The 22,013-nt window shown below is 69.2% G+C and carries 19 protein-coding genes and 2 tRNA genes; 5 read left to right on the top strand and 16 right to left on the bottom strand.

Annotated features, from left to right (window positions below; genetic code table 11):
• Positions 1-43 precede the first annotated feature (43 nt).
• Genes ACQY9S_RS03520 through ACQY9S_RS03505 form a run of 4 tightly spaced genes read right to left on the bottom strand, consistent with a single transcriptional unit; the run spans position 44 to position 5,564 of the window.
• Complete coding sequence (locus tag ACQY9S_RS03520; protein ID WP_428423185.1) at positions 44-2,248, bottom strand: FUSC family protein; 2,205 nt, start codon at positions 2,246-2,248, stop codon at positions 44-46.
• Positions 2,249-2,253: 5 nt separating this feature from the next.
• The gene (locus ACQY9S_RS03515; RefSeq protein ID WP_428423184.1) at positions 2,254-3,177 is read right to left on the bottom strand and encodes a ketopantoate reductase family protein; all 924 of its coding nucleotides are present in this window, start codon (positions 3,175-3,177) and stop codon (positions 2,254-2,256) included.
• Positions 3,178-3,196: 19 nt separating this feature from the next.
• Positions 3,197-4,636, bottom strand: coding sequence for an exodeoxyribonuclease I (gene sbcB / locus ACQY9S_RS03510; protein WP_428423183.1), 1,440 nt, complete (start codon positions 4,634-4,636; stop codon positions 3,197-3,199).
• A gap of 46 nt (positions 4,637-4,682) precedes the next feature.
• Positions 4,683-5,564 (bottom strand): DNA ligase, encoded by an 882-nt coding sequence (locus ACQY9S_RS03505; RefSeq protein ID WP_428423182.1) that lies wholly within the window; start codon positions 5,562-5,564, stop codon positions 4,683-4,685.
• 201 nt (positions 5,565-5,765) lie between these two features.
• On the opposite strand from ACQY9S_RS03505, the gene acnA reads away from it, so the two are divergent.
• Positions 5,766-8,507, top strand: a complete 2,742-nt coding sequence (gene acnA, locus ACQY9S_RS03500; protein ID WP_428423181.1) for an aconitate hydratase AcnA — start codon at positions 5,766-5,768, stop codon at positions 8,505-8,507.
• 8 nt (positions 8,508-8,515) lie between these two features.
• On the opposite strand, the gene ACQY9S_RS03495 is transcribed toward acnA, so the two are convergent.
• The 10 genes from ACQY9S_RS03495 to ACQY9S_RS03450 all read right to left on the bottom strand — a co-directional run bounded on the left by ACQY9S_RS03495 (position 8,516) and on the right by ACQY9S_RS03450 (position 14,941).
• A complete protein-coding gene (locus ACQY9S_RS03495) occupies positions 8,516-8,866 on the bottom strand; it encodes an arsenate reductase (RefSeq protein ID WP_428425571.1) in 351 nt (116 codons plus the stop codon).
• 63 nt (positions 8,867-8,929) lie between these two features.
• A complete protein-coding gene (locus ACQY9S_RS03490; RefSeq protein WP_428423180.1) occupies positions 8,930-9,448 on the bottom strand; it encodes a hypothetical protein in 519 nt (172 codons plus the stop codon).
• Between the two features lie 119 nt (positions 9,449-9,567).
• The gene (locus ACQY9S_RS03485; RefSeq protein ID WP_428423179.1) at positions 9,568-10,227 is read right to left on the bottom strand and encodes a hemerythrin domain-containing protein; all 660 of its coding nucleotides are present in this window, start codon (positions 10,225-10,227) and stop codon (positions 9,568-9,570) included.
• Between the two features lie 247 nt (positions 10,228-10,474).
• Positions 10,475-10,550 (bottom strand) — tRNA-Lys (locus ACQY9S_RS03480).
• A 40-nt stretch (positions 10,551-10,590) separates the two neighbouring features.
• Positions 10,591-10,666, bottom strand: a tRNA-Lys gene (locus ACQY9S_RS03475).
• A 41-nt stretch (positions 10,667-10,707) separates the two neighbouring features.
• On the bottom strand, positions 10,708-11,484 hold the full coding sequence (locus ACQY9S_RS03470) for a tRNA threonylcarbamoyladenosine dehydratase (RefSeq protein WP_428423178.1): 777 nt from the start codon (positions 11,482-11,484) through the stop codon (positions 10,708-10,710).
• Positions 11,481-12,269, bottom strand: coding sequence for a tol-pal system protein YbgF (gene ybgF, locus ACQY9S_RS03465; RefSeq protein WP_428423177.1), 789 nt, complete (start codon positions 12,267-12,269; stop codon positions 11,481-11,483). Before ybgF ends, ACQY9S_RS03470 begins: the two co-directional genes overlap by 4 nt.
• A gap of 1 nt (position 12,270) precedes the next feature.
• Positions 12,271-12,810, bottom strand: a complete 540-nt coding sequence (gene pal / locus ACQY9S_RS03460; protein ID WP_428423176.1) for a peptidoglycan-associated lipoprotein Pal — start codon at positions 12,808-12,810, stop codon at positions 12,271-12,273.
• Between the two features lie 59 nt (positions 12,811-12,869).
• Positions 12,870-14,135, bottom strand: a complete 1,266-nt coding sequence (tolB, locus tag ACQY9S_RS03455; protein WP_428425569.1) for a Tol-Pal system beta propeller repeat protein TolB — start codon at positions 14,133-14,135, stop codon at positions 12,870-12,872.
• A 29-nt stretch (positions 14,136-14,164) separates the two neighbouring features.
• Complete coding sequence (locus ACQY9S_RS03450) at positions 14,165-14,941, bottom strand: glycosyltransferase family 2 protein (protein WP_428423175.1); 777 nt, start codon at positions 14,939-14,941, stop codon at positions 14,165-14,167.
• A gap of 113 nt (positions 14,942-15,054) precedes the next feature.
• Here ACQY9S_RS03450 and msbA point away from each other — a divergent pair, with 113 nt between their 5' ends.
• From msbA to ACQY9S_RS03435, 3 genes are read left to right on the top strand one after another with little or no spacing between them, the layout of a single operon-like run.
• A complete protein-coding gene (gene msbA, locus ACQY9S_RS03445; protein ID WP_428423174.1) occupies positions 15,055-16,803 on the top strand; it encodes a lipid A export permease/ATP-binding protein MsbA in 1,749 nt (582 codons plus the stop codon).
• A gap of 48 nt (positions 16,804-16,851) precedes the next feature.
• Positions 16,852-17,469 carry a hypothetical protein gene (locus ACQY9S_RS03440; RefSeq protein ID WP_428423173.1) on the top strand — a complete coding sequence of 206 codons (618 nt, stop codon included), beginning with the start codon at positions 16,852-16,854 and terminating at the stop codon, positions 17,467-17,469.
• Positions 17,470-17,482: 13 nt separating this feature from the next.
• Complete coding sequence (locus tag ACQY9S_RS03435) at positions 17,483-18,445, top strand: glycosyltransferase family 2 protein (RefSeq protein WP_428423172.1); 963 nt, start codon at positions 17,483-17,485, stop codon at positions 18,443-18,445.
• Here ACQY9S_RS03435 and ACQY9S_RS03430 read toward each other — a convergent pair.
• Positions 18,442-19,563, bottom strand: a complete 1,122-nt coding sequence (locus tag ACQY9S_RS03430) for a glycosyltransferase family 9 protein (protein ID WP_428423171.1) — start codon at positions 19,561-19,563, stop codon at positions 18,442-18,444. The genes ACQY9S_RS03435 and ACQY9S_RS03430 overlap by 4 nt on opposite strands.
• 84 nt (positions 19,564-19,647) lie before the next feature.
• On the opposite strand from ACQY9S_RS03430, the gene ACQY9S_RS03425 reads away from it, so the two are divergent.
• Positions 19,648-20,535 (top strand): glycosyltransferase family 2 protein, encoded by an 888-nt coding sequence (locus ACQY9S_RS03425; RefSeq protein WP_428423170.1) that lies wholly within the window; start codon positions 19,648-19,650, stop codon positions 20,533-20,535.
• Between the two features lie 541 nt (positions 20,536-21,076).
• On the opposite strand, the gene ACQY9S_RS03420 is transcribed toward ACQY9S_RS03425, so the two are convergent.
• Complete coding sequence (locus ACQY9S_RS03420; protein ID WP_428423169.1) at positions 21,077-22,009, bottom strand: hypothetical protein; 933 nt, start codon at positions 22,007-22,009, stop codon at positions 21,077-21,079.
• Positions 22,010-22,013 lie beyond the last annotated feature (4 nt).

The following is a 22,013-nucleotide window of genomic DNA, read 5'->3' as shown; positions in this document are numbered from 1 at the left end:
CGGCCCCGGTCGTGTCGGCGGCCGGCGCGCCGCCCCGGCCGACTCAGACCGCGGCGCGGCGTTCCCGGGTGTGCGCGCGCAGCACCCGGACCGCGTCGGCCACGCCGCGCGCGGCACGCACCGTCATCTGCGAGCGCCGCTCGAACCATGGCAGCAACGCCACCAGCGCGGAACGGCTCGGCAGGTCGAGCGGGCCGGCGTCCGGCGGCGTGTCGATGGCGCGTTCGCCACTGTCCGATGCCGATGCCCGTGCAAGGCAATGCCCCACTGCGTCGGCGGCGCGGCGCAGCACCGCTTCGGCCGGCCCACGGTCGAGCTCGTCGACGCGGCGCGTGAGCATCTGGCGCATCGCCGCCAGGTGGCCGAGCATTTCCTGTCCGTAGGTCAGCACGTCGGTGATGGCCTGCAACGGCACGCGCACCCGTTCCGGCTCGACGCTGCTGCGCTGGGCCACCGCCGCCAGCGCCGCCAGCGACTCGTAGGCCTCGCGGCGTGCCAGACCCAGCTTCGTGCGGCTGCGCCCGGGCTCGGGCCATGCCAGCACCTCGCCGGCCAGGACATTCAGGCTGTTCAGCAAGCGGTCGAGTGCGCGCGCGAGGCTGCTGCGCTCCCAGGACGGCAGCACGTAGCAGAACGCCCAGGCCAGCACGGCACCGAGGGCCGTGTCGGCGAGCCGCTCGGTCACGGCAAAGCCCGCCGCGGGGTCGGCCAGGTGAGCCTGCAGCAAGGCCATCACGGTGGCCGCCACGGCAGTGACGAGGTAGCGCACGTTGACGAAGGCATGCGCCGTGCCGACCGCCACCAGGAACACCACCGCGGCCACACCGCCCCAGTGCAGTTGCGCCAGCCCGAGCACCAGCAGGCAGCCGAGCACCGTGCCGCCGAGCCGGGCATTGCGCCGCGCCAGCGTTTGCTCGAGGTTGCCGCGCAGCACCACCGCGACGCTCAGCACCAGCCAGTGCGGGTGCGAGGCCCAGGGCAGAGCTTCACCGATGAAATAGGCGGCACCGAGCGCCACCGCCGAACGCGCCGCGTGGCGCAGCACCGGCGAGCGCCCGCTGGTGTGCGGCTTCAGCGCGGCAAGCGGCCAGCCCTCGACCGAGACGAACAGGCTCAGTTCCCCGCGCGTCAGGCGCAGCGGCATCAGTTCGCCGCGCATCAGCGCGCGCATCTGCCGCAGGTCGTCGACCATGTGCTGCGCGCGGTCCGCCAGCGCGGGCAGCAGGCGCTCGCGCAGGTCGCCGGCCAGCAGCGCCAGCCCGGCCACCCAGGCGTGCAAGGGCCGGTCGTCGCTGTCGTGCGTGGACGCCACCGAATCGTCGTAGCGCAGTGCGCCCTGCATCTCGTCGAGCGCGCCGGCCTGCGCCTCCAGGTTGGCGGCGAGCCGCTGGCGCACCGACGTCGCGAGTGCGTCGTCGCCGAGCAGGCCGAGATCGAGCTCGCTGGCCAGCAGGGTGTCGCGCAGGTCGATCGCGAGCATCAGCAGGCCGGCCAGGCGGCGCGTCTCGGCATCGCGGTCGGGCCGCTCGAAGATCAGGTCGCGCGCGGCCTGCACGCGGTCGTTGAGCGCGGTCTCGTCGCGGATCCAGGCGCGCAGCCGCTCGGCGGCCGGATCGCTGCCGCGTGCCGGCGCGCGGCGCCCCCAGACCTTGCGACGGTGCGGCACCTGCGGCGGTGGCGGCACGAGCAACGCGACACGTGCACGCAGCAGCGCCGACACCCCGTCCAGCGCGCCGGCCAACGCCAGCGCACGGTAGCGGCGCTGCAGCATCACCGAGCTGAACATCGCCCACGCAACATAGAGCGCCGCGCCGAGCGCCGTCCACGCGGTGTGCGAGAACACCGCCGCCCAGCCGGACACCGGCGGCACCGCCATCGCGAACACGATCGCGAGGATGCCGACGAAGGACACCGGCCCGGCACGCAGCCCCCAGGCCAGCGTCATCGCCGAGGCGAAGGCCACCAGCGTGACCACACCCCCCAGCGCCACCGGGTGCGCGCGCAGCGCGACGACGAGCGCCGTCACGACGCAGGTGCTCAAAGCCGCCAGCGACACGCGCCGCCAGCTTCGGCGCGGCACCACCGGCAGGTCGGCCAGGCTGACACAGACCGCGCCGCTGACCGCCCACAGCGCGGGCTGCGTGCCGGCCAGCGCCGACACCAACGCCTGGATCAGGCAGACGCCCAGCGCGACGCCCGTGCCATTGACGACATGCAACGGCAGCGCATGCAAGGGGCGCCAGGGCATGCGCTTCAAGCGAGCACCAGGCCGCCTTCCAGCGCCTTGACCAGGGCATGCAGGCAGCGGTTCACCGGCGTCGGCGTGCCGGTCGCCTCGCCCTGCCGCACGACGTAGCCGTTGAGATGGTCGATCTCGCTGGGACGCCCGCGGCGCAGGTCCTGCGCGGTGGACGAGAACTGGTCCGGCATGGTCTGCGCGATGCGGCGCACCGCGGCCGGCACGTCGCCCGGGATGCTCACCCCGCTGGCCGCCGCCACCGCGAGACACTCGGCGACCAGGTCGTCCATCACGCGCGCAACGCCCTCGCGCGCCACCAGCGGGCCGTAGGGCAGCCGTGTCAGCGCCGACAGCGCGTTGTAGGCGCAGTTCAGCACCAGCTTGGCCCACAGCGCCCCGGCGACGTTGTCACTGGTCTCGGCCGGCACGCCGGCGGCCGACAGCAAGGCCACCAGCGACGCGGCATCCAGCGTGCCCGGTGTCCCGCGCGCCGCGGTCGGGCCGATCACCAGTTCGCCGCGGCCGTTGTGCTTCACATGGCCGGGCCCGGCCATCTCGGTCGCGACGTAGACCACCGCCGGCCACACCGCAGCGCCGACCAGCGCCTGCAGCCGCTCGGCGTTGTCGACACCGTTCTGCAGGCTGAGCACCAGTGCGCCGGATGCCAGGTGCTCGCGCATCTCCAGGCCGGCCAGCTCGGTGTCCGTCGACTTGACGCAAAAGAGCAGCAGCGCGGCCTCCTGCAGCGCGGCGGCCTCGGTGCTGGCCTGCACCGGCAGCTCGATGTCGAAGGCCGCCGTCTGCAGGCGCAGTCCGCGGCGCTGCAGCGCCTCGACGTGGAGGGCGCGCCCGACCAGCACCACCTCGTGCCCGGCCCGCGCGAGCATGCCGCCGTAGTAGCAGCCCACCGCGCCCGCCCCCATCACGCCGATCTTCATCGTCCCCGCTCCTGGCGCGTCACGGCGCCGGTGGTGCGATCTGCCCGGCGTAGTCGTAGAGCGCGCCGAGGATGTCGTGGCCGCGCTCGTCGACCGTCTCGCTCAGTGTGTCGATGCGCTCGAAGAAGGCCGCCAGCGTCGGCCCACCACCCACGCCCTGGTGCAGGCGCTCGATGCGATGCTGCTCCCAGCGCGCCAGCTCGTCACCGACCAGCGTCTGCGGGAAATTGCGGGCGCGATAGCGGAACAGCAGTTCCTCGAGCCGGCTGTCCTCGAAATGCGGGCGCTGCGCCGCCAGCCCGTCGGGCGGCAAGCTGCGCAGCCGCTCCAGCGTGCGCCGGTCGGTGTTGGCGACAAAGCCGCCATACAGGTCCTCGTCCACGTCGGGCGCCTGCTCCGGCGCGGGTCGGGCGAACACCTCGGCCCACAGCTCGCGCGGCAGCGCGTCATGCGCGGCGGCGGTCTGCGCATGGCGCAGGGCCTGCGCCAGGTCGAAGCCCCAGCGCTCGGCCATCGCCGGGCTCAGCGTCTTGAGGTTGCCGATCACGATCGGCGACTTGTTGATGTGGATGCTCTTGATCGGCAGACGCGTCACGCCTTCGGGCAGTTCGTCGGCCTTGGTGAACAGGCGCTGGCGGATCGCGGCGGCGTCGAGCCCGTAGAGCTCGCTCGGGTCGGCCGCGAGGTCCCAGACGATCAGCTCGTTCTTGTTGCTGGGGTGAGAACCCAGCGGCCACACCGCCGCGAGGCAGCCGCGCTCGGCCGGGTACATGCCCGAGATGTGCAGGAAGGGGCGTTGCGTTCCAGCAGCGATCTCCGCCAGCACCGCGTCCTTGCGGTGCAGCTTGAAGCAGAAGTCCCACAGCTTCGGCTGGTGCCGGCGGATCAACCGGGCCAGGCCGATGGTCGCGCGCACGTCGGACAGCGCGTCGTGCGCCGCCTCGTGCACCAGGCCGTTGGCCGCGGTCAGGTGCTCGAGCTTGAAGGAGGCGCGACCATCGTCATGCCGCGGCCACGTGATGCCGTCCGGTCGCAGCGCATAAGTGCAGCGCACCACGTCGAGCAGATCCCAGCGGCCGCAGCCGTTCTGCCATTCACGGGCATAGGGATCGATCAGGTTGCGCCAGAACAGATGGCGCGTCACCTCGTCGTCGAAGCGGATCGTGTTGTAGCCCACGCCCACCGTGCCCGGCGTCGCCAGCTCGCGCTCGATGGCCGCCGCGAAGGAATGCTCCGGCAGGCCCTGCTCGAGGCAGGCCTGCGGCAGGATGCCGGTCAGCAGGCAGGACTCGGGATCGGGCAGGAAATCGGGCGCGGGCTGGCAGTAGTGCATCAGCGGCGGGCCGATCTCGTTCAGTGCCGCGTCGGTGCGCACGCCGGCGAACTGCGCCGGCCGGTCGCGCCGGGGCCAGCGGCCGAAGGTTTCGTAGTCGTGCCAGTAGAAGCTGTGTTCGCTCATCGCCCGCAACATACCTCAAGCCGCGCACGACGCGCGGGCAACATCGTCAGGGAGCGCCGACGCGCAGGAAGCTGGCAAAGCGCGGCAGGCCGCGCGCGGTCGTGCCACGGTAGGTGTAAGTGACGGTCGCGCCCAGCGGCGGCGGCGATGTGCGCTGTGTGTCGCTGAGCCCGGTCCCGAGGGCGAAGACGAGACCCTCCGGCGTGCGCACCTGCAGCGCCCCCAGCCGCCCGGCGTGGCGGCCCTTCCCGGCCAGGTGAGCGACGACCACCGCATCCGCGTCCTGCACCGGCTTGAGCTTGAGCAGCACCTCGCTGCGGCCGGTGACGTAGGCCGCGTCGGCCCGGTGCAGCACCAGCCCTTCGCCGCCCTGCTGCACGACCGCAGCGAATCGCTCCTGCAATGCCGCCCGGTCGGCCAGCTCGACCTGTTCGACCGCCACCAGAGCCGGCCAGCCCACACCCGCCGCCAGCCGCGCAATGTGCGCGGCCCGCTCCGCGAAGCTGCCCGGCGCGCCGGGCAATTCGAAGACGCGGTACTGGACCTTGCGCCACGCCGCGTCGTCGGGTTGCCGGTCGCGCACGATCGCCGCCAGCGCCTCGAAACGGCCGCGACCGAGCCAGAGCTCGCCGTCCAGCGCCTCGGACGGCAGGCGGGCCGTGAACCAGCCCGGCGCCGGCACGCTGGCGCCGCCGCGAAAGCGCAGTTGCCGGCCGTCCCACTGCGCGCGGATGCCGTCGAACTTCTCGCTGACCAGGTAGCCGGCAGGACCGATGCCCACGGTGGCCTCCCGTGCCAGCAGCATCGCGGGCGCGACTGCACCGCTACCGGGCGCATGCACCGTTCCCGCTCCCGCCGGGCGAACGCGGGCGCCACCCGCCCACGCCACGGCCCAGCCCATCAGTTCGCGTCTCGACAGCTTGTGCACGGCCTGCTCCTTTCGAATGCCGGGGTCAGCAGCGATTGTTCGGTCGAGGCGAGCGCCCTGTCCCCGCCCGATGGAGCGAAATGCGGGGGCCGTACGCGGGCCCTCCAAATGGGCGCGGCGTCACGGCGTGCGGGCTGTCATTCCGAACTGGCATGCAAACCGCATAATCGTTTGCAACGCCAACACACCGAGGTCGACACCATGCCAGCCACCCGCCAGCACGCCTTCCCCAAGACCCTGAAGAGCTTCAAGACGGCCTCCGGCAAGGAAGGCAAGTTCTACTCGCTGCCCGAGCTGGCGAAAAGCTTCCCCAACGTGGCGCGGCTGCCGGTCTCGGTGCGCATCGTGCTGGAGAGCGTGCTGCGCAACTGCGACGGCAAGAAGGTCACCTCGGCCCACGTCGAGCAGCTCGCGAACTGGCAGCCCACCGCCGAGCGCAGCGAAGAGATCCCCTTCGTCGTCGCCCGCGTGGTGCTGCAGGACTTCACCGGCGTGCCGCTGCTGGCCGACCTGGCCGCGATGCGCAACGTGGCGGCGAAGATGGGCAAGAACCCCAAGGCGATCGAGCCGCTGGTGCCGGTGGACCTGGTGGTCGACCACTCGGTGATGATCGATCACTTCGGCTCGGCCAAGGCGCTGGACCTGAACATGAAGCTGGAGTTCAGCCGCAACCAGGAGCGCTACCAGTTCATGAAGTGGGGCATGGACGCCTTCGACACCTTCGGCGTCGTGCCGCCCGGCTTTGGCATCGTGCACCAAGTCAATCTGGAGTACCTGGCGCGCGGCGTGCACAAGACCCAGGGCGGCGCGCTTGGCTCTGTTTACTACCCCGACACGCTGGTCGGCACCGACAGCCACACGACGATGATCAACGGCATCGGCGTGGTCGGCTGGGGCGTGGGTGGCATCGAGGCCGAGGCCGGCATGCTGGGCCAGCCGGTCTACTTCCTGACGCCCGACGTCGTGGGCTTCGAGCTCACCGGCCAGCTGCGCGAGGGCGTGACGGCCACCGACCTGGTGCTGACGGTGACCGAGATCCTGCGCAAGGCCAAGGTGGTGGGCAAGTTCGTCGAGTTCTTCGGCGAAGGCACCCGCACCCTCGCCCTGCCCGACCGCGCCACGATCGGCAACATGGCGCCCGAGTATGGCGCCACCATGGGCTTCTTCCCGGTCGACGAGAAGACCATCGACTACTTCCAGGGCACCGGCCGCAGCAAGGCCGAGATCGAGGCCTTCGAGGCCTACTTCAAGGCGCAGAAACTGTTCGGCATACCGAAGGCCGGCGACATCGACTACAGCGCGGTCGTGAAGCTCGACCTGGGCACGGTGGCGCCCTCGCTGTCGGGCCCGAAGCGGCCGCAGGACCGCATCGAGCTCGGCAACGTGAAGTCGCAGTTCGGCTCGCTGTTCAGCAAGCCGCCGGCGGAGAACGGCTTCAACCAGCCGGCCGAGAAGCTGGGCCAGGCCTTCACCACCAGCGATGGCCTGGAAATCAGGAACGGCGACGTGCTGATCGCCGCCATCACCTCCTGCACCAACACCAGCAACCCGGGCGTGCTGCTGGCCGCCGGCCTGCTGGCGAAGAAGGCGGTCGAGGCCGGGCTGAAGGTGAAGAAGCACGTGAAGACCTCGCTCGCGCCGGGCTCGCGCATCGTCACCGAGTACCTGGAGAAGGCGGGCCTGCTGCCCTACCTGGAAAAGCTGGGCTTCTTCGTCGCCGGCTACGGCTGCACCACCTGCATCGGCAATGCCGGCGACCTGACGCCCGAGATCAACGAGGCGATCACGAAGAACGACCTGGTGTGCGCCGCGGTGCTGTCGGGCAACCGCAACTTCGAGGCCCGCATCCACCCGAACCTGAAGGCCAACTTCCTGGCCAGCCCGCCGCTGGTGGTGGCCTATGCGATCGCCGGCACCGTGAGCCGGGACCTGATGACGGAGCCGGTGGGCACCGGCAAGGGGGGCAAGCCGGTCTACCTGGGCGACATCTGGCCCACCAGCGACGAGATCTACAAGCTGATGAAGTTCGCGATGGACGGCAAGGCCTTCAAGAAGAACTACGACAAGGTCAAGAGCGACCCCGGCAAGCTGTGGGAGCAGATCAGGGGCGTGAAGGGCAACGTCTACACCTGGCCCAAGAGCACCTACATCGCCGAGCCGCCGTTCTTCCAGGACTTCACCATGGAGCCGGCCGTGGCCGACGCCGGCGTGAAGGGCGCACGCATCATGGGCCTGTTCGGCGACTCGATCACCACCGACCACATCTCGCCAGCCGGCTCCTTCAAGGAGACCACGCCGGCCGGCAAGTACCTGCTCGCGCACGGCGTGCTGAAGGCCGACTTCAACAGCTACGGCTCGCGCCGCGGCAACCACGAGGTGATGATGCGCGGCACCTTCGCCAACGTGCGCATCAAGAACCTGATGCTGCCGCCCAAGGACGACGGCTCGCGCGAGGAAGGCGGCTACACGCTCTACCAGCTCGACGGCGCGGACAAGGGCAAGAAGCTCGCGATCTACGACGCCGCGATGCAGTACGTCGCCGCCGGCGTGCCGACGGTGATCTTCGGCGGCGAGGAGTACGGCACCGGCTCGTCACGCGACTGGGCCGCCAAGGGCACGCAGCTGCTGGGCATCAAGGCGGTGGTGGCGAAGAGCTTCGAGCGCATCCACCGCAGCAACCTGGTCGGCATGGGCGTGCTGCCGCTGCAGTTCAAGGGCGGCGACTCATGGACCTCGCTCGGGCTGATCGGCGACGAGGTGGTCGACGTGGTGGTCGACGCCGACATGAAGCCGCAGTCGGACGCCACGCTGGTGATCACCTCGCCGACCGGCGAGAAGAAGACCGTGACCGTCACGCTGCGCATCGACACGCCGATCGAGGTCGACTACTACCAGCACGGCGGCATCCTGCCCTTCGTACTGCGGCAACTGCTCGCAGCCTGATTCCTCTCTCAGCGCCGCAGCCGGGCGCTGAACGCTGCCTCGTCGAAGCCGACGGTCACCCCCCCGGGCCATTCGACCACCGGCCGCTTGACCAGCGAAGGATGGGCCCTGAGCGCTTCGCTGGCGCTGGCGGCGTCGACAACGCCGTCGCGCACGGCTGCATCGAGCTGGCGCCAGGTGGTTCCCTTGCGATTGACCAGCGTTTCCCAGCCGACATCGGCCACCCAGGCGGCCAGCGCGGCGGGCGGCACGCCCTGCTTCTTGAAATCGTGGAAGGCGTAGCCGACGTCGTGGGCGTCGAGCCAGGCACGGGCCCGCTTGACGGTGTCGCAGTTCGGGATGCCATACAGGGTGATCATGCTCATGGGGTGGGGCTTCGTACTTCGCACTCCGGCGTTCGCTCTTGGAACGGCCCGGCAAGTTCACATGTGACCGTCGAAAAGGTCGTCGCACTGGGGGTCGACGTTGTGGCCCAGCTCGGCCACCTTGTTCGACGTGTCGAGGCTGACCTGGAACCACACGCAGAACGGCGTCTCGTAGCGGTAGGACCAGAGCTGGTGCTGCTGGCGTGACAGAAACTGCACGTGCGACGGATGGCCGATGCGTTGCAGCACCTCGTCGCGGCTCATGCCGATCTTCAGGTCGAGAAAGTTCTGCTCGGTCAGCACCTGGTCCGACCGGAGCAGCCGGTCGCCGGCATCGAAGTCGAGCATGTAGGTGTGGCGCCCCATCGGCCCGCGCGCGAACTCGAGCCGCTCACCGCCATCGGGCTGCGGGTAGCGTGCCGTCGGCGCCCCCATCCGCTCGATCACCTGGGCCTCGCCCACCCCGGGTGCCAGCCCTCCAGGGCCATAGCCCGCACACCCGCTCGACAGCAGGCCGACCACCAACGCCAACGAAGCGACCACACCACTCCGTCCGCAGCCATACACCCAGCTCATTGCGTTCACCTCGTCGAGAGTCCCCTGCTCGGCGGAAATTCTGCCCCCGTACGGAATCCGACCTCGTTGTGGGGCCAGCACGCCCCGTTTGCAGCGCATCTCGGCGTTCAGACCGGCACCTAGAGAACGAGCACATGCCCCTGCTGCGCGGGCCGTGCGGTGGCGCGCCCCGCCAGCGCCTCCAGCGCAGAGCCCAGACCCGACAGCAGCGGTTGGGCCTCGGTGATCCGCTTGAAGACGGCGGCGTACACCTCCTCGTCTTCGCCGCCCGCGAGCGGATCGCGGTTCTGCAGGAAGGCCGCATCCAGCTCGCTCCAGTCGGCATCGCTGAGCACGCGCTCTGCCATCGGCAGCACCATCGTCTCTTCCGTCCGCATGTGGTTCAGGTAGAAATGCATGTAGGCCTTCATCGACTGCTCGAAGCGGCCCCGCCGGTCTTCGCCTTGCGGCGTCTCGGCCATCACCTCGAAGGCCAGCAGCTCGTGCTCGAGCTTGCGGATGAACTGCTCGCCCTGTGCATGATCCTGGTCGAGCCGGTTCAGAATGGCCGTGCGCTCGCCACTGCGCGCGCGCAGCATCGGGAACAGCAACTTGCTTTCCTTGGCGTGGTGCAGGCGCTCGGGAAACTCGTCGACGTAGAACAGCATCGCGCGCAGCATGCCGAAGTCGGGCAAGGTCCCGCGCCGGCGGTGCTCCGCCAGCAACAGATTGATGGCGCGCAGCATCGCGGACAGGGCGCGGTGCTCTCGGCGGATGATGGTCAAGCTGACGCGCGTCATGGCGGGCCTCTGCTGCGGATGGAGCTTGGGCGACGGGGTATCTTGCTGCGACCTGTAGCCTCGGCCCGGTGGGCAGCGCCTGCTTTGAGCCAGATCAAGCGAACCGGTCTGAACCTGCCGCTGCTTTTACAGATCCCAAAATGGACAGTGGTCTCAAACCAAGTGGCGCTTTACAGCGCAATAAAGGTTTTTGTCACGGCCAGAAATGACAAAGGCCTCGCACTGTCGTGCGAGGCCTTGTCTTTCTTGGTGGGCCCTGAGTGACTCGAACACTCGACCTACGGATTAAGAGTCCGCTGCTCTACCAACTGAGCTAAGAGCCCGTGAACTGGCCACGGTGTGGGCGCTGGGTGAAGCGCACCTTGGTGGGTTGTGCGTGACTCGAACACGCGACCAACGGATTAAAAGTCCGCTGCTCTACCGACTGAGCTAACAACCCGCCGTAGAGCCGCTCATTATAGCCAGACTTTTTACGTCGATTCAAGTCTGCGCGTCGCGGATCACGAGGCCCTCGATGATCTCACCTGCCGCCACAAAACCAAAGGTCGCGGTGACGCTGACGGCCGATCCGTAGCCGTGGCAGTTGAGGCTGCCATCGACTTCGCAGGCGCCGTCGGGCCCGCGCACCGGCTCGCGCGAGAACACGCAGCGCAGGCCCACGGCGCCCTGGCGGGCCGCGCCATGGTGCTGACGCAGGCGCTGGCGCAGCGAGGCGAGCAAGGGGTCGTGCGTGACCGCAGCCAGGTCGTCCACCTCGACCGCCTGAGCGCGGCGCTTGCCGCCTGCGGCACCGACCGACACGAACGGCAGCGCGCCGGCCAGGGCCCAGGCCGCCAGCACCGCCTTCGCACGCACCTGGTCGCAGGCGTCGACGAGCGCATCGACCGGCTCCGGCAGCAGGCCCGGCCAGTTGTCGGGTTCGACGAATTCCTCGACCGTGTGCACCCGGCAGCCAGGGTGAATCTGCGCGATGCGCTCGCGCAGCGCCTGCACCTTGGCCTGGCCGAGCGTGCCGCCCAGCGCCTGCACCTGGCGGTTGATGTTGGACTCGCTCACCTGGTCGAGGTCGATCAGGGTCAGCGCGGCCACGCCGCTGCGCGCCAGCGCTTCCGCCACCCAGGAACCGACGCCGCCGACGCCGATCACCGCCACGCGCGCCGCCCTCAGCCGGGCATAGCCGGCGTCGCCGTAGAGCCGCCGGAGGCCGCCGAAGCGGCGCTCCGGATCGGCCTCGTCCGGTGCCGGCAGCGCACTCACTTCAGCGAAGCGAGGCGTTCACGGCCGGCCTGCGCAGCCTCGCTTTTCGGGTAGGCCTTGAGCAGCTCGTCGAGCGTGCGGCGCGCTGCCTTGGTGTCCTTGAGTTCGATCTGGCAGTTGGCGATCGACAGCAGGGCCTCGGGCGCACGCGGGTGGTCCGGCGCCGCCGCGACCAGCGCTCGGAACGAGGGTATGGCGTCCTTGTAGTCGCGCTTGCCGTACTGCGCGTTGGCCAGCCAGTACAGCGCCGCAGTCGAGTAGCCGCTGCTCGGGTAGCGACGCTGGAAGGCGCTGAAGGCATTCACGGCCCCCGTGAAATCGCCTTGCCGCAGCACGTTGACGGCGTCGCCGTAGAGCCGCGTCTCTTCGGGTTCCGCGAGGAACTCCTTGCCGTCGAGCGTGACCTTCTGCGGCTCCATCTTGCGCAGGCGCTCGTCGATGCCCTGCTGCACGTCCTTTTGCCTGCGCTGCAGGTCGGCCACATCGCGCTGCAGCTGCTCGTCGCTGCCGCGCAACTTGGCGAGGTCGGCACGCAACTGCTCGATGGTCGAGTTGAGATCGAGCAGGCTGCGCCGCAACTGGTTGACCTGCTCGGTCAGCTCGGCTTCGCGTGCCTTGGAGCCCTGCTCGACCTGGTCGATGCGGGCGCGTGCGTCCAGGATCGCCCGGCGCGCCTCGTCATCGTCGAACAGGCCCGCCTGCGCGGCCCCGGCGCCGAGCAGCGCCGCGGTCAGGACCAGCGTGCGCCAGCCGGCGCGCTTTGCCGTGACGGTGCCCGAAGACATGTCAGCGGTCGCGCAGTTCGGCACGGCGGTTCTTGGCCCAGGCGGCTTCGTCGCTGCCGGTGACGGCCGGGCGCTCCTTGCCGTAGCTGACCGACTCGATCTGCGCGTCCTGCACGCCCAGCAGCGTGAGCGACTTGGCCACCGCCTCGGCGCGCTTCTGGCCGAGCGCGAGGTTGTACTCGCGGCCGCCGCGCTCGTCGGTGTGGCCTTCGATCACGACGCGCTTCTTGCGGTCGCCGTTCAGCGCCTTGGAGTAGTTGTCGACGATCGGGCGGAACTCGTCCTTCACCACGAAGCTGTCGAAGTCGAAGTAGACGACCTTGCCGAGCGCGCCGGCCTGCTGGGCCGACAGATCCACATTGGCCACCTGCGACTGGCTGGTGCCGCTGGCCGAGCCACCGGCGCCCGCACCACCCACCGGCGTGGCGGTGCGGCTTTCCACCGGCGGCTCGTCCAGCTTCACCGGCGAGCTGCAACCGGCCAGGGCCAGTGCGGCCAGCAAGGCCAGTGCGGGGGTCGTGCGGTGGATCATCGAAATCATGGTTCTCTCCTTGTGGAATGGTTCATCTATCGAGCAAAAAGGGGCGTCGGCCGTCTGGCTCAGCGTCCGTAAGGACCCCAGACCGGCTCCCGAACGTCGGCCTGGGTCGACACGAGGCGTGCCTTGATCTTGCCGTCGGCGGTGGTGGTCATCAGCACGTCGCGGCCACCATCGCGGGTGGCGTAGATGATCAGCCGGCCGTTCGGCGCGAAGCTGGGGCTTTCGTCGTCCTTGGTGTCGCTCACCGCGCGGCTGGTTCCGCTCGCGAGGTCCATCACCTGCAGCCGGAAGGCTCCGCCGTCGCGTGCAATGTAGGCCATCGAACGACCGTCCGGGCTGAGGGCCGGGCTGATGTTGTAGCTGCCGCCAAAGCTCACCCGCTCGGCATTGCCGCCGCCCGCCGGCACCCGGTAGATCTGCGGGCTGCCGCCGCGGTCGCTGACGAAGTAGATCGACTTGCCGTCGGGCGACCAGGTGGCTTCGGTGTCGATCGCGCCGCTATTGGTCAGGCGCTTCACGCCCTCGCCGTCGCGGCCCATCACGAACAGCTGCGAGCCGCCGTCGCGGCTCAGGGTCAGCGCGATCTGGTGCCCGTCGGGCGACCAGGCCGGCGCACTGTTCGAGCCACGGAAGCTCGCCAGCGTGCGGCGCTTGCCGCTGGCGACCTCCTGCACGTAGACGACCGCCTTGCGGCTCTCGAAGGACACATAGGCCAATTCCCGGCCGTCGGGCGACCAGGCCGGAGAAATGATGGGCTCGGGGCTGGCAAGCGCCGACTGCCCACCCTCGCCGTCGGCATCGGTCACCCACAGCGTGTAGCGGCCACCGGCCTTGGTGACGTAGGCGATGCGCGTCGAGAACACGCCCTTCTCGCCGGTCAGCTTTTCATAGACCGCATCGGCGATCCGGTGGGCGGCGAGCCGCAGGTCGGCCGCCGCCACCGCATAGCTCTGGCCGCCGAGGTCGCGGCCCTTGACCACGTCCCACAACCGGTAGCGCACGTCGAAGCGGCCGTCGGCCAGGCGCGTCACCGAGCCGCCCACCAGCGCGTCGGCGCTGCGAGCGCGCCAGTCGCTCATGGCCGGCTGCGAACCCTCGTCGAGGGCGACGCCGGCCGTGTCGAGGTTGCGGAACACACCGCTGCGCTCGAGGTCCGCGCGCAGGATGGCGCCCACCGGCTGTGCCGCCTTTTCCTCGTCGCGAAACTTCACGATGGCGATCGGCACCTGGGTGGCGCCCACGCCCGAGATCTCGACGCGAAACTGCGCCATCGCGCGAGGCAGCGCGGCCGCCAGCGGCAGCGCCACCAAGCTGCGGCGCAGCATCGATGGAGGAAAAGCAGGTCGAATGTGATTCATGCAGCAGGGGGTGCAGCCGCTTCGACCGCAGCGCGATCGAGCAGCCACATTTTCAGGTAGCGGTAATAGGTGCCTTCGGCGACGCTGACGGCGACCACGAAACCCATGCGGCCGTCCAGGAAACCGCGCCGGAGCACATAGGAGCGCAGGAATGCCCACACGCCGTGGGTCAGGGCGGCGCCCAGCCCACCGGTCTTGCCGGCACGGTGGCGGTCGAGCGCGCGCCCGCTCGAATAGCGGTTCATCTTGTCGAGACAGGACTCGAGACTGGGCATGCTTTCGTGGAGGAGGTGGCCGTCGAGGTGGCCGACCGGGCCGCTCGCGGCCACGTGCTCGTGGACCAGGTCGTCGGTGAAGCGCGCCTGGCCGCGGCGGAACAGGCGCAACACATGGTCAGGATACCAGTCGCCATGGCGCATCCAGACGCCGCAGAACGAGGAAAGTCGTGACACGGTGTAGGCCGCCGGGCCGGCGGGGGCCGCCATCGCGGCACGGATCTGATGCGCGAGTTCCGGCGTCACGCGCTCGTCGGCGTCGATGCTGAAGACCCACTCGCCGGTGGCGGCCTCGAGCGCGCGGTTCTTCTGCGGACCGAAACCCGGCCAGTCGCTCGTCGTGACGACCCTGGCGCCCCGGGCCGCGGCGATGTCGCGCGTGCCGTCGGTGCTGCCCGAGTCGAGCACCACCCATTCGTCGGCGAAGGCCAGCGACGCCAGGCAGGCGTCGATGTGCCGGGCTTCGTTGCGGGTGATGACGATGACGGACAGCGACATGCGGCGGGTGGTTTCTCGGCCCGCATTGTAGGCAGCCCCTCCTCGGCCACAACGCGGTCGCTCCCAGGGCGCCGCGTATCATCGCCGACGCTTTCCGCACCGCCGCGCGCCGCATGCCCGACCCCCAGCAACAGAACCTCGCCCGGCTCAAGGCCGTATGGCCCTATTTCTCCGACGCGCGGCGCGGCCTCGTCGTCGCCGGACTCGGTGGCGCCGTCGGTGCCGCCACCGAGCCGCTGCTGGCCGCGATGATGAAGCCCCTGCTCGACAGCGGCTTCACCCGCGGCGCCTTGCCGCTGTGGGTGATCCCGGTCGCGATCATCGGGCTGTTCCTCACGCGCGGCATCGCGGGCTTCGTCGTCAACTACGCGCTGGCCTGGACGGCCAACCGCGGCACGCTGCGCATGCGCAATGCGATGTTCGAGCGCGTGCTCGACGCCAGGCCGAGCCTGTTCACCGAACAGTCGGCCAGCAAGCTGATCAACTCGGTGGTCTACGAGGTGCAGAACGGCTGCAACCTGCTGGTGAACGCCGTGCAGACGCTGATCAAGGACTCGCTGACCGCGGTGGCGCTGCTCGGCTACCTGATCTGGATCAACTGGCAGCTCACGCTGTTCATCGCGGCCTTGTTCCCCGCGGTGGCGACCGTGATGCGCGTGTTCGGCAAGCGCATGCACCGCATCGCGGTGGACGGGCAACAGGCCACCGACAAGCTGGCCTACGTCGTCGAGGAGAACGTGCTGGCCTGGCGCATCGTGCGGCTGCACGGTGCCACCGGGGCACAGGGCGAGCGCTTCCGGCGCACCAGCGACAACCTGCGCCAGCTGATGCTCAAGGCCACGGTGGCCGCCTCGACGGTCACGCCAGTGACGCAGCTGCTGTCGGCCTGCGCGCTGTCGGCGGTGATCGTCGCCGCGCTGTGGCAGGCCGGCGACGGCAGCGGCACGGTCGGCAGCTTCGTCTCTTTCGTCACCGCGATGCTGATGCTCATCACGCCGCTGAAGCACCTGTCGGAAGTGGCTGGACCGGTCACGCGCGGCCTCGCCGCCGTGCAGCGCGGCGTGTCGCTCGTGCAGGACGCGCCGGCCGAAAGCGGCGGCACGCACGCCGTGCCGCGGGCCCGTGGTGAACTCCGGCTCGAAGGCGTGCGCCTGCGCTACGCCGCCGACCAGGCACCGGCCCTGGCCGGCGTCGACCTCGCCGTCGCAGCCGGAGAGACCGTGGCCCTGGTCGGCCCGTCGGGCTCGGGCAAGACCACGCTGGTGAACCTGCTGCCGCGCTTCATCGAGCCCAGCGCCGGCCGCGTGCTGCTCGACGGCGTGGCGCTGCCCGACTGGGAGCTGACGGCTCTGCGCCGCCAGTTCGCGCTGGTGAGCCAGGACGTCGTGCTGTTCAACGACAGCGTGGCCGCCAACGTCACGCTCGGTGCATCGCACAACACGCAGAAGGTGTGCGACGCGCTGGCCGGCGCCAACCTGCTCGACTTCGTGCAGACCCTGCCCGAAGGCATCGACAGCCTGATCGGCCACAACGGCAGCCAGCTCTCCGGCGGCCAGCGGCAGCGGCTCGCGATCGCGCGCGCGATCTACAAGGACGCCCCGGTGCTGATCCTCGACGAAGCGACCTCGGCGCTGGACTCGGAAAGCGAGCGGCTGGTGCAGTCGGCACTCGACCGGCTGATGGTCGGCCGCACGTCGATCGTCATCGCCCACCGCCTCTCCACCATCGAGGCGGCCGACCGCGTGGTCGTGCTCGAGGCGGGGCATGTGGTCGAGCAAGGCACGCACGCGGAACTCCTGGCGCGCGGGGGACTGTTCGCGCGGCTGCATGCGCTGCAATTCAAGACGGAGTTGCTCGACTGACCGAAATGCCGAGCTCCTCTCAACTCGACTGGAATGGCACCTCCGACTATGCAATCGATACCCGACTTTCATCTTGATCTCGGATGCGGAAAGCGACCACGCAATCCCTATGGGCGCAGCCGCCTGGCTGGCGTCGATATCCGGGCGCTGTCCTCCGACAGTGGCTTTGAGTTCCGCGCTGCCAACCTGAGTTTGGAGCCGATCCCCTACGCCGACAACACCTTCGGTTCGTTGTCGGGTTTCGATTTCATCGAGCATGTGCCAAGACTGCTCGCGACGGCCGATGGCACCGAGACTTTCTTTCCTTTTGTCCGCTTGATGAACGAGGCATGGCGAGTACTTGCACCCGGAGGCCTTTTCTACGCTGTCACTCCGAGCTATCCCAATGCTGCGGTCTTTCAGGATCCGACGCATGTGAACTTCATCACCGACCGAACGCATGAGTACTTCTGCGGCGAACGACCGCTCGGACGCATGTACGGGTTCGGTGGCGAATTCATTGCCCGGCGGGCTGAATGGGTGCTGCTCGACGACTCCTTCAGCGCAGCGGCACTGAGCCGCAAGCAACTGTTCCGCCGCTGGCGCAAGAGGATGAAGGGACAGCTGGCGTACTTTCTGTGGGAGTTGGAAGCGGTCAAGCGTGGCCAACGAGACGGCGGGCACTGATCCGCCGCGACAAATGAGCCAACGTGTCAGCCTGGTGCTGCTGGCCTACAACCAGCAATCGGTCGTCCACCTTGCGGCCCAGAGTTGTCTTGCACAGGAGTGCGAGCCGTTGGAGATCGTCCTGTCGGACGATGGTTCGAGTGACGACACCCTCGCGGTCCTGCAGGCTGTCGCTGCCGCATACCGTGGCGCACACCAGGTACGCGTGCGCCGGAACTCCGTGAACGTGGGCATCGGCGAGCACTACAACCAAGTGGTGCGTGACACGACCGGCGACTTGATCGTGACAGCCGCCGGCGACGATATCTCGGAGCCGACGCGCGTTCAGCAATTGCTGGCAGCGTGGGAGCGGACCCATTGTCGCGCCGACCTGATCGCGAGCCATGTCACTGACATGGACCATGACGGGGCACTGCACAAAACGCTTCATGTGGATGACCTCGCGGCATGGACCAGCGTCAGCCAGTGGGCCGCGCATCGACCTTACGTGATTGGCGCCAGCCACGCGTTCACGCGTCGTTTGATGGGGCGTTTTGGTCCACTGAACCCACGAGTCTTCTACGAAGATCAGATCATGGCCTTCCGGGCAATCGCCTTGGGCGGTGCTGTCACAGTGGACGCACCGCTGGTCCGGTACCGACGTGGCGGCACTTCGGCAATGGATGCATGGAGTACTGCCGAACGCTTCGTGCGTTGGACGCGCAGGCAGAACGATCGCCTGCTGGCCGAGATGGAGCAGCTACTGCACGACGCAGCGCTGGTCGGCTGCTACGAAGATGTACTCGGCTCCTTGGTCCGGCCCTTGGCTCGCGAACGCTATCTGCGATCGCTGCTCGACGCTGCCGACAATTCGCAGCGTTGGCGGCTGTTCCGCTCAGCCACTGAGATCCCGTTTTGGTGGCGCTTGCGCAAATGCCTGCATCACTGCCATCCCAATACCGTCGTTGCACTGAAGCGTGCACAGGGCAAGCGCTAAGCAGCGAGCACCTCGTCGAGCACCGCATTGACGCGCGAAGCGGCCAGCCCGTCCAGACAGGCGGAGTGGCTGTCGACGTGCCGGTCGCAGCCCTCCTGCAGGCAGGGCACGCAGGCGCCCTCGCCTTGCACGAGCCAGACGTTCTCCACGTGCTGCAGCGGCAACTTCAATCGCCAGGGGCTGACCCCGGCCTGCGCGTAGCCGTTCGGCCAGGGTCCCCAGGCCACCGGATGGGACGGCCCGAACAGCGCCACGCTCGGCGTGCCGCAGGCTGCCGCGAGATGCGTGACCGACGTGTCCGGACCGAGGTAGAGCCGCGCGACCCGCAACACCGCTGCCAGTTCGGCGAACGTCCAGCGGCCCGCCGCATTGACGGTGCGGCTTGCAGCGGCCGGCGTCAGGCCCTTGACGAGCGCTTCGACGCTGCGCCGCTCGGCATCGCCCGGGCCGCCACTGAGCACGACGCGCAGCCCGCGCTGCACGGTCAGGTGCTCGATCACGCCCCGCCAGCCGTCGGCCGTCCAGCCCTTGTAGCGGTACATCGCCGTGGGGTGCAGCACGGCCAGCGGCGTGCGCTGCCAGTCGCCGCCGAGCACCGCCTCGACCGCGGTCGTGTCGGCGGTCGAGGGTGCCACCACCTCGCTCACGCGCACAAGGCCCAGCACATCGGCCAGCACCAGGTACTGGTCGACCGCATGGCGCGCACCGAGTTCCAGCACCGCCCAGCCGCTGGAGAAAAAACGCTTCCAGCGCGCGCCCGGGCCGTGCGGCTCCGGCACGACGTTGACGCGGCACCGACCCGCAATCAAGGCGTAGAGGTGCGGGCGGTCGTTGTACAGCGTGCTGATCGCCAGGTCGTAGCGCCGGCACAGGCGCACCACCAGCCGCCACTTGCCGAGCGCGCCGCCCTGCGCCGGCTCCGTGATCACGCCATCGATGTCCGGATTGCCGGCCAGCACCGGCGCCGACGCGGCGGGCACCAGCACGTCGATGCGGCAGCCGGGCCACGCGCTGCGCAGGCTGCGGATGAGCGCGGTGCTCAGCAGCGTGTCCCCCAGTCGGCGCAGGCAGATCACCAGCACGCGACGCGGCGGCTCGGTGGGGTGGAACGGCTTCATCGGCGGCGCGCGGGGATCGGCAGGCACAGGGGCATCAACGGCGCCGCAGTGTAAGCTGCCGCGCGCACTGAACCACCCCGCCCGATGAGCCCTGCCGCCGCTTCGATCACCGTCGTGCTCGTGACCTACAACAGCCGCCACATCCTGCCGGCCGCGCTGGCGCCGTTGGCCGGCCTGCCGCACGTGATCGTGGTCGACAACGGCAGCAGCGACGGCAGCGCGGCCCTCGCCCGCGAGTTGCTGCCGCAAGCGCTGGTGATCGAGCCTCATGCCAACCTCGGCTTCGGCCGCGCCAACAACCTGGCACTGGAGCGCGTGAGCACCGCGTTTGCGCTGCTGCTGAACCCGGACTGCGTGCTGCAGCCCGGCGCGCTCGATGCGCTGCTGGCCGCCACCCGCCGTTATCCGGAGGCGGCGATCTGGGGGCCGAAGATCTACGACGCCCCCGGCCTGCTCGGCCTGTGCTATCGCCCACCCTACTACGCACCGCAACCCAGGACGCTGATCGATCCCGAGGGCGACGTCTGCACCGAGTTCCTGACCGGTGCGGCCATGCTGCTCAACCTGCGGGTGATGCGCGAGGTCGGTTTCTTCGATCCGTGGTTCTTCCTGTACTTCGAGGACGACGACCTGTGCCTGCGCGCGCGCCGCGCCGGCCACCCGCTGCTGCTCGTCAACGAAGCGCACGTGCTGCACCGGGTGCGGCAGTCGAGCGCGCCGTCCTGGCGCCTGAGCTACCGCCGCTCGCTGTGCATGACGCTGTCGAAGTTCTACATCCAGCGCAAGTACTTCGGCGCCGCGCGGAGCAATCTCACCATGCTGCGCATCGGACTCGGCAGTCTGCTGGCATTGCCGCTGCAGGCCCTGGGCTTCAATCGCGAGCGCATGACGCGGGGCGCCGGCCGGCTGGTTGCCGCACTGATCGCGCCGTGGCGCCTGCGGGCCGACCGGTGCCTGCCGCCGCTGCGTTGAGCCGTCGTCGCCCCACCGGAAGTTGCGGCCGTTCGGTGTCTTTGTCCGAAACGCTGACTGCCCAACGTCGGCGGTGGCGCCGCGCCGGGTCGCTGTGTTGCGTTCATGCCCTGCCGCTTGTATCGCGGCTGGGCGTTCAGCAGCCGAGAGGCGCCTTCCGGCGCCTCTCGCGCGGCTTCACTCCCACGTGCCGGGCTGGCGCCCGGCCCTCCTCCTTAACTTCACTCCACACAGCAACCCGTCCCAGCGCTGCCACCACCGCGGCCTGCCAGGGCTCGAATACCTTCGCAGGCGGCGATGGTGAGTGCTGGCGAGGGCGTCGGGTGAATGGCGAAGTGAGGTTAAGGAGGAGGGGACGGCCGTGAGGCCGGCGCCCGGGGGACACGAACGGAGCCGTTTACCCGGCGGCCTCGCCAGCAACGCGCGGTACCGGCAGGAAGCCGGCCGGGGGCCGTTTCGAACGCCGGCGCCCCCGCACACGAACGGCGGCAACGAGCCGAAGCACGCCGGATGATTTGACAGGGTTGAACGCAAGTTGGTATCAGCGGGACGGGGTGGCTGGAGCTGGCTCGCGGTCCGGCTCGACCGCATCGCCCCGAATCTCCGGCCACGTCAGGCCTTGCGCGAAGGATTGCGCCAAGCGCTCGCAGAGCTCCGACTTCGAACGGAAGTTGTCGTTGTAGCTGATGCCTCCGATGTGCAGCCAGCGATCGTCGATCACCTGAATGCGTGGCGGCGGCTCCAGTGCCGGGTCCCGGATCGCCACCATGTCGCTCGTGGCAAAGCGAAGCGCATCGCGCGGATGCTGCCGATACAGGCTGTGCCAGTTCCGCCCGCCCGTGTCCAGGCCCTGCGAAAAATCGTAGAGAAAATTCATCGGCAGTCGGCCGACCTGCGCAAAGTCGAACAGGCAGTAACCCGCCCAGAGCTGCCAGGCCCACGGGCTGAGCACCGGCAACCCGAAGAACGCCTGGCTCCCGAGCCGCTCCGACAAGGACACCGGCTCGATCGGGATCAAGTCATGATCGATGAAAGCGAACCGGCGCGGTGCGATGGCGCGGACCACGTTCGCGTACACCCACGACATCGCCATCCCGTGCGAACGGTTGACGTGCCGGGTTCGATTGACGGGCAGCCCCAGGTAGGCGACACCCCGGGCATCGCAAACCCGCTCGATGTCCCGGCGCAGCGCGAGTTGCCGGGAATTGTCGAAGACCAGGACCGTGGCGTCCTGCAGATGCCGCGCCGCCATGTCCAGCAGCCAGCCCAGCACCCACGGTTGTTCGAAGGCGATGACCAGCACGACGTTGCGATCGCGCAGTCCGGCATTGCGAGCCGTGAAGGCGTCGAAATCCTTCGGTCGCCGTCGCTGATAGGCCGCCAGCCACACATCGTTGCGCAGTTGCTTGAGCGCATGCTGCAGCGGCAGCAGGCGAAGCCACTCGCGCACCGTGAAATTGCCGAGCGCTCTCATGCTT

This window comes from Methylibium sp., assembly GCF_965279545.1.
GTDB lineage: Bacteria > Pseudomonadota > Gammaproteobacteria > Burkholderiales > Burkholderiaceae_C > Methylibium.
The sequence above is the reverse complement of the archived record's forward strand: the minus strand, read 5'-3'. Positions and strand labels throughout refer to the sequence as shown.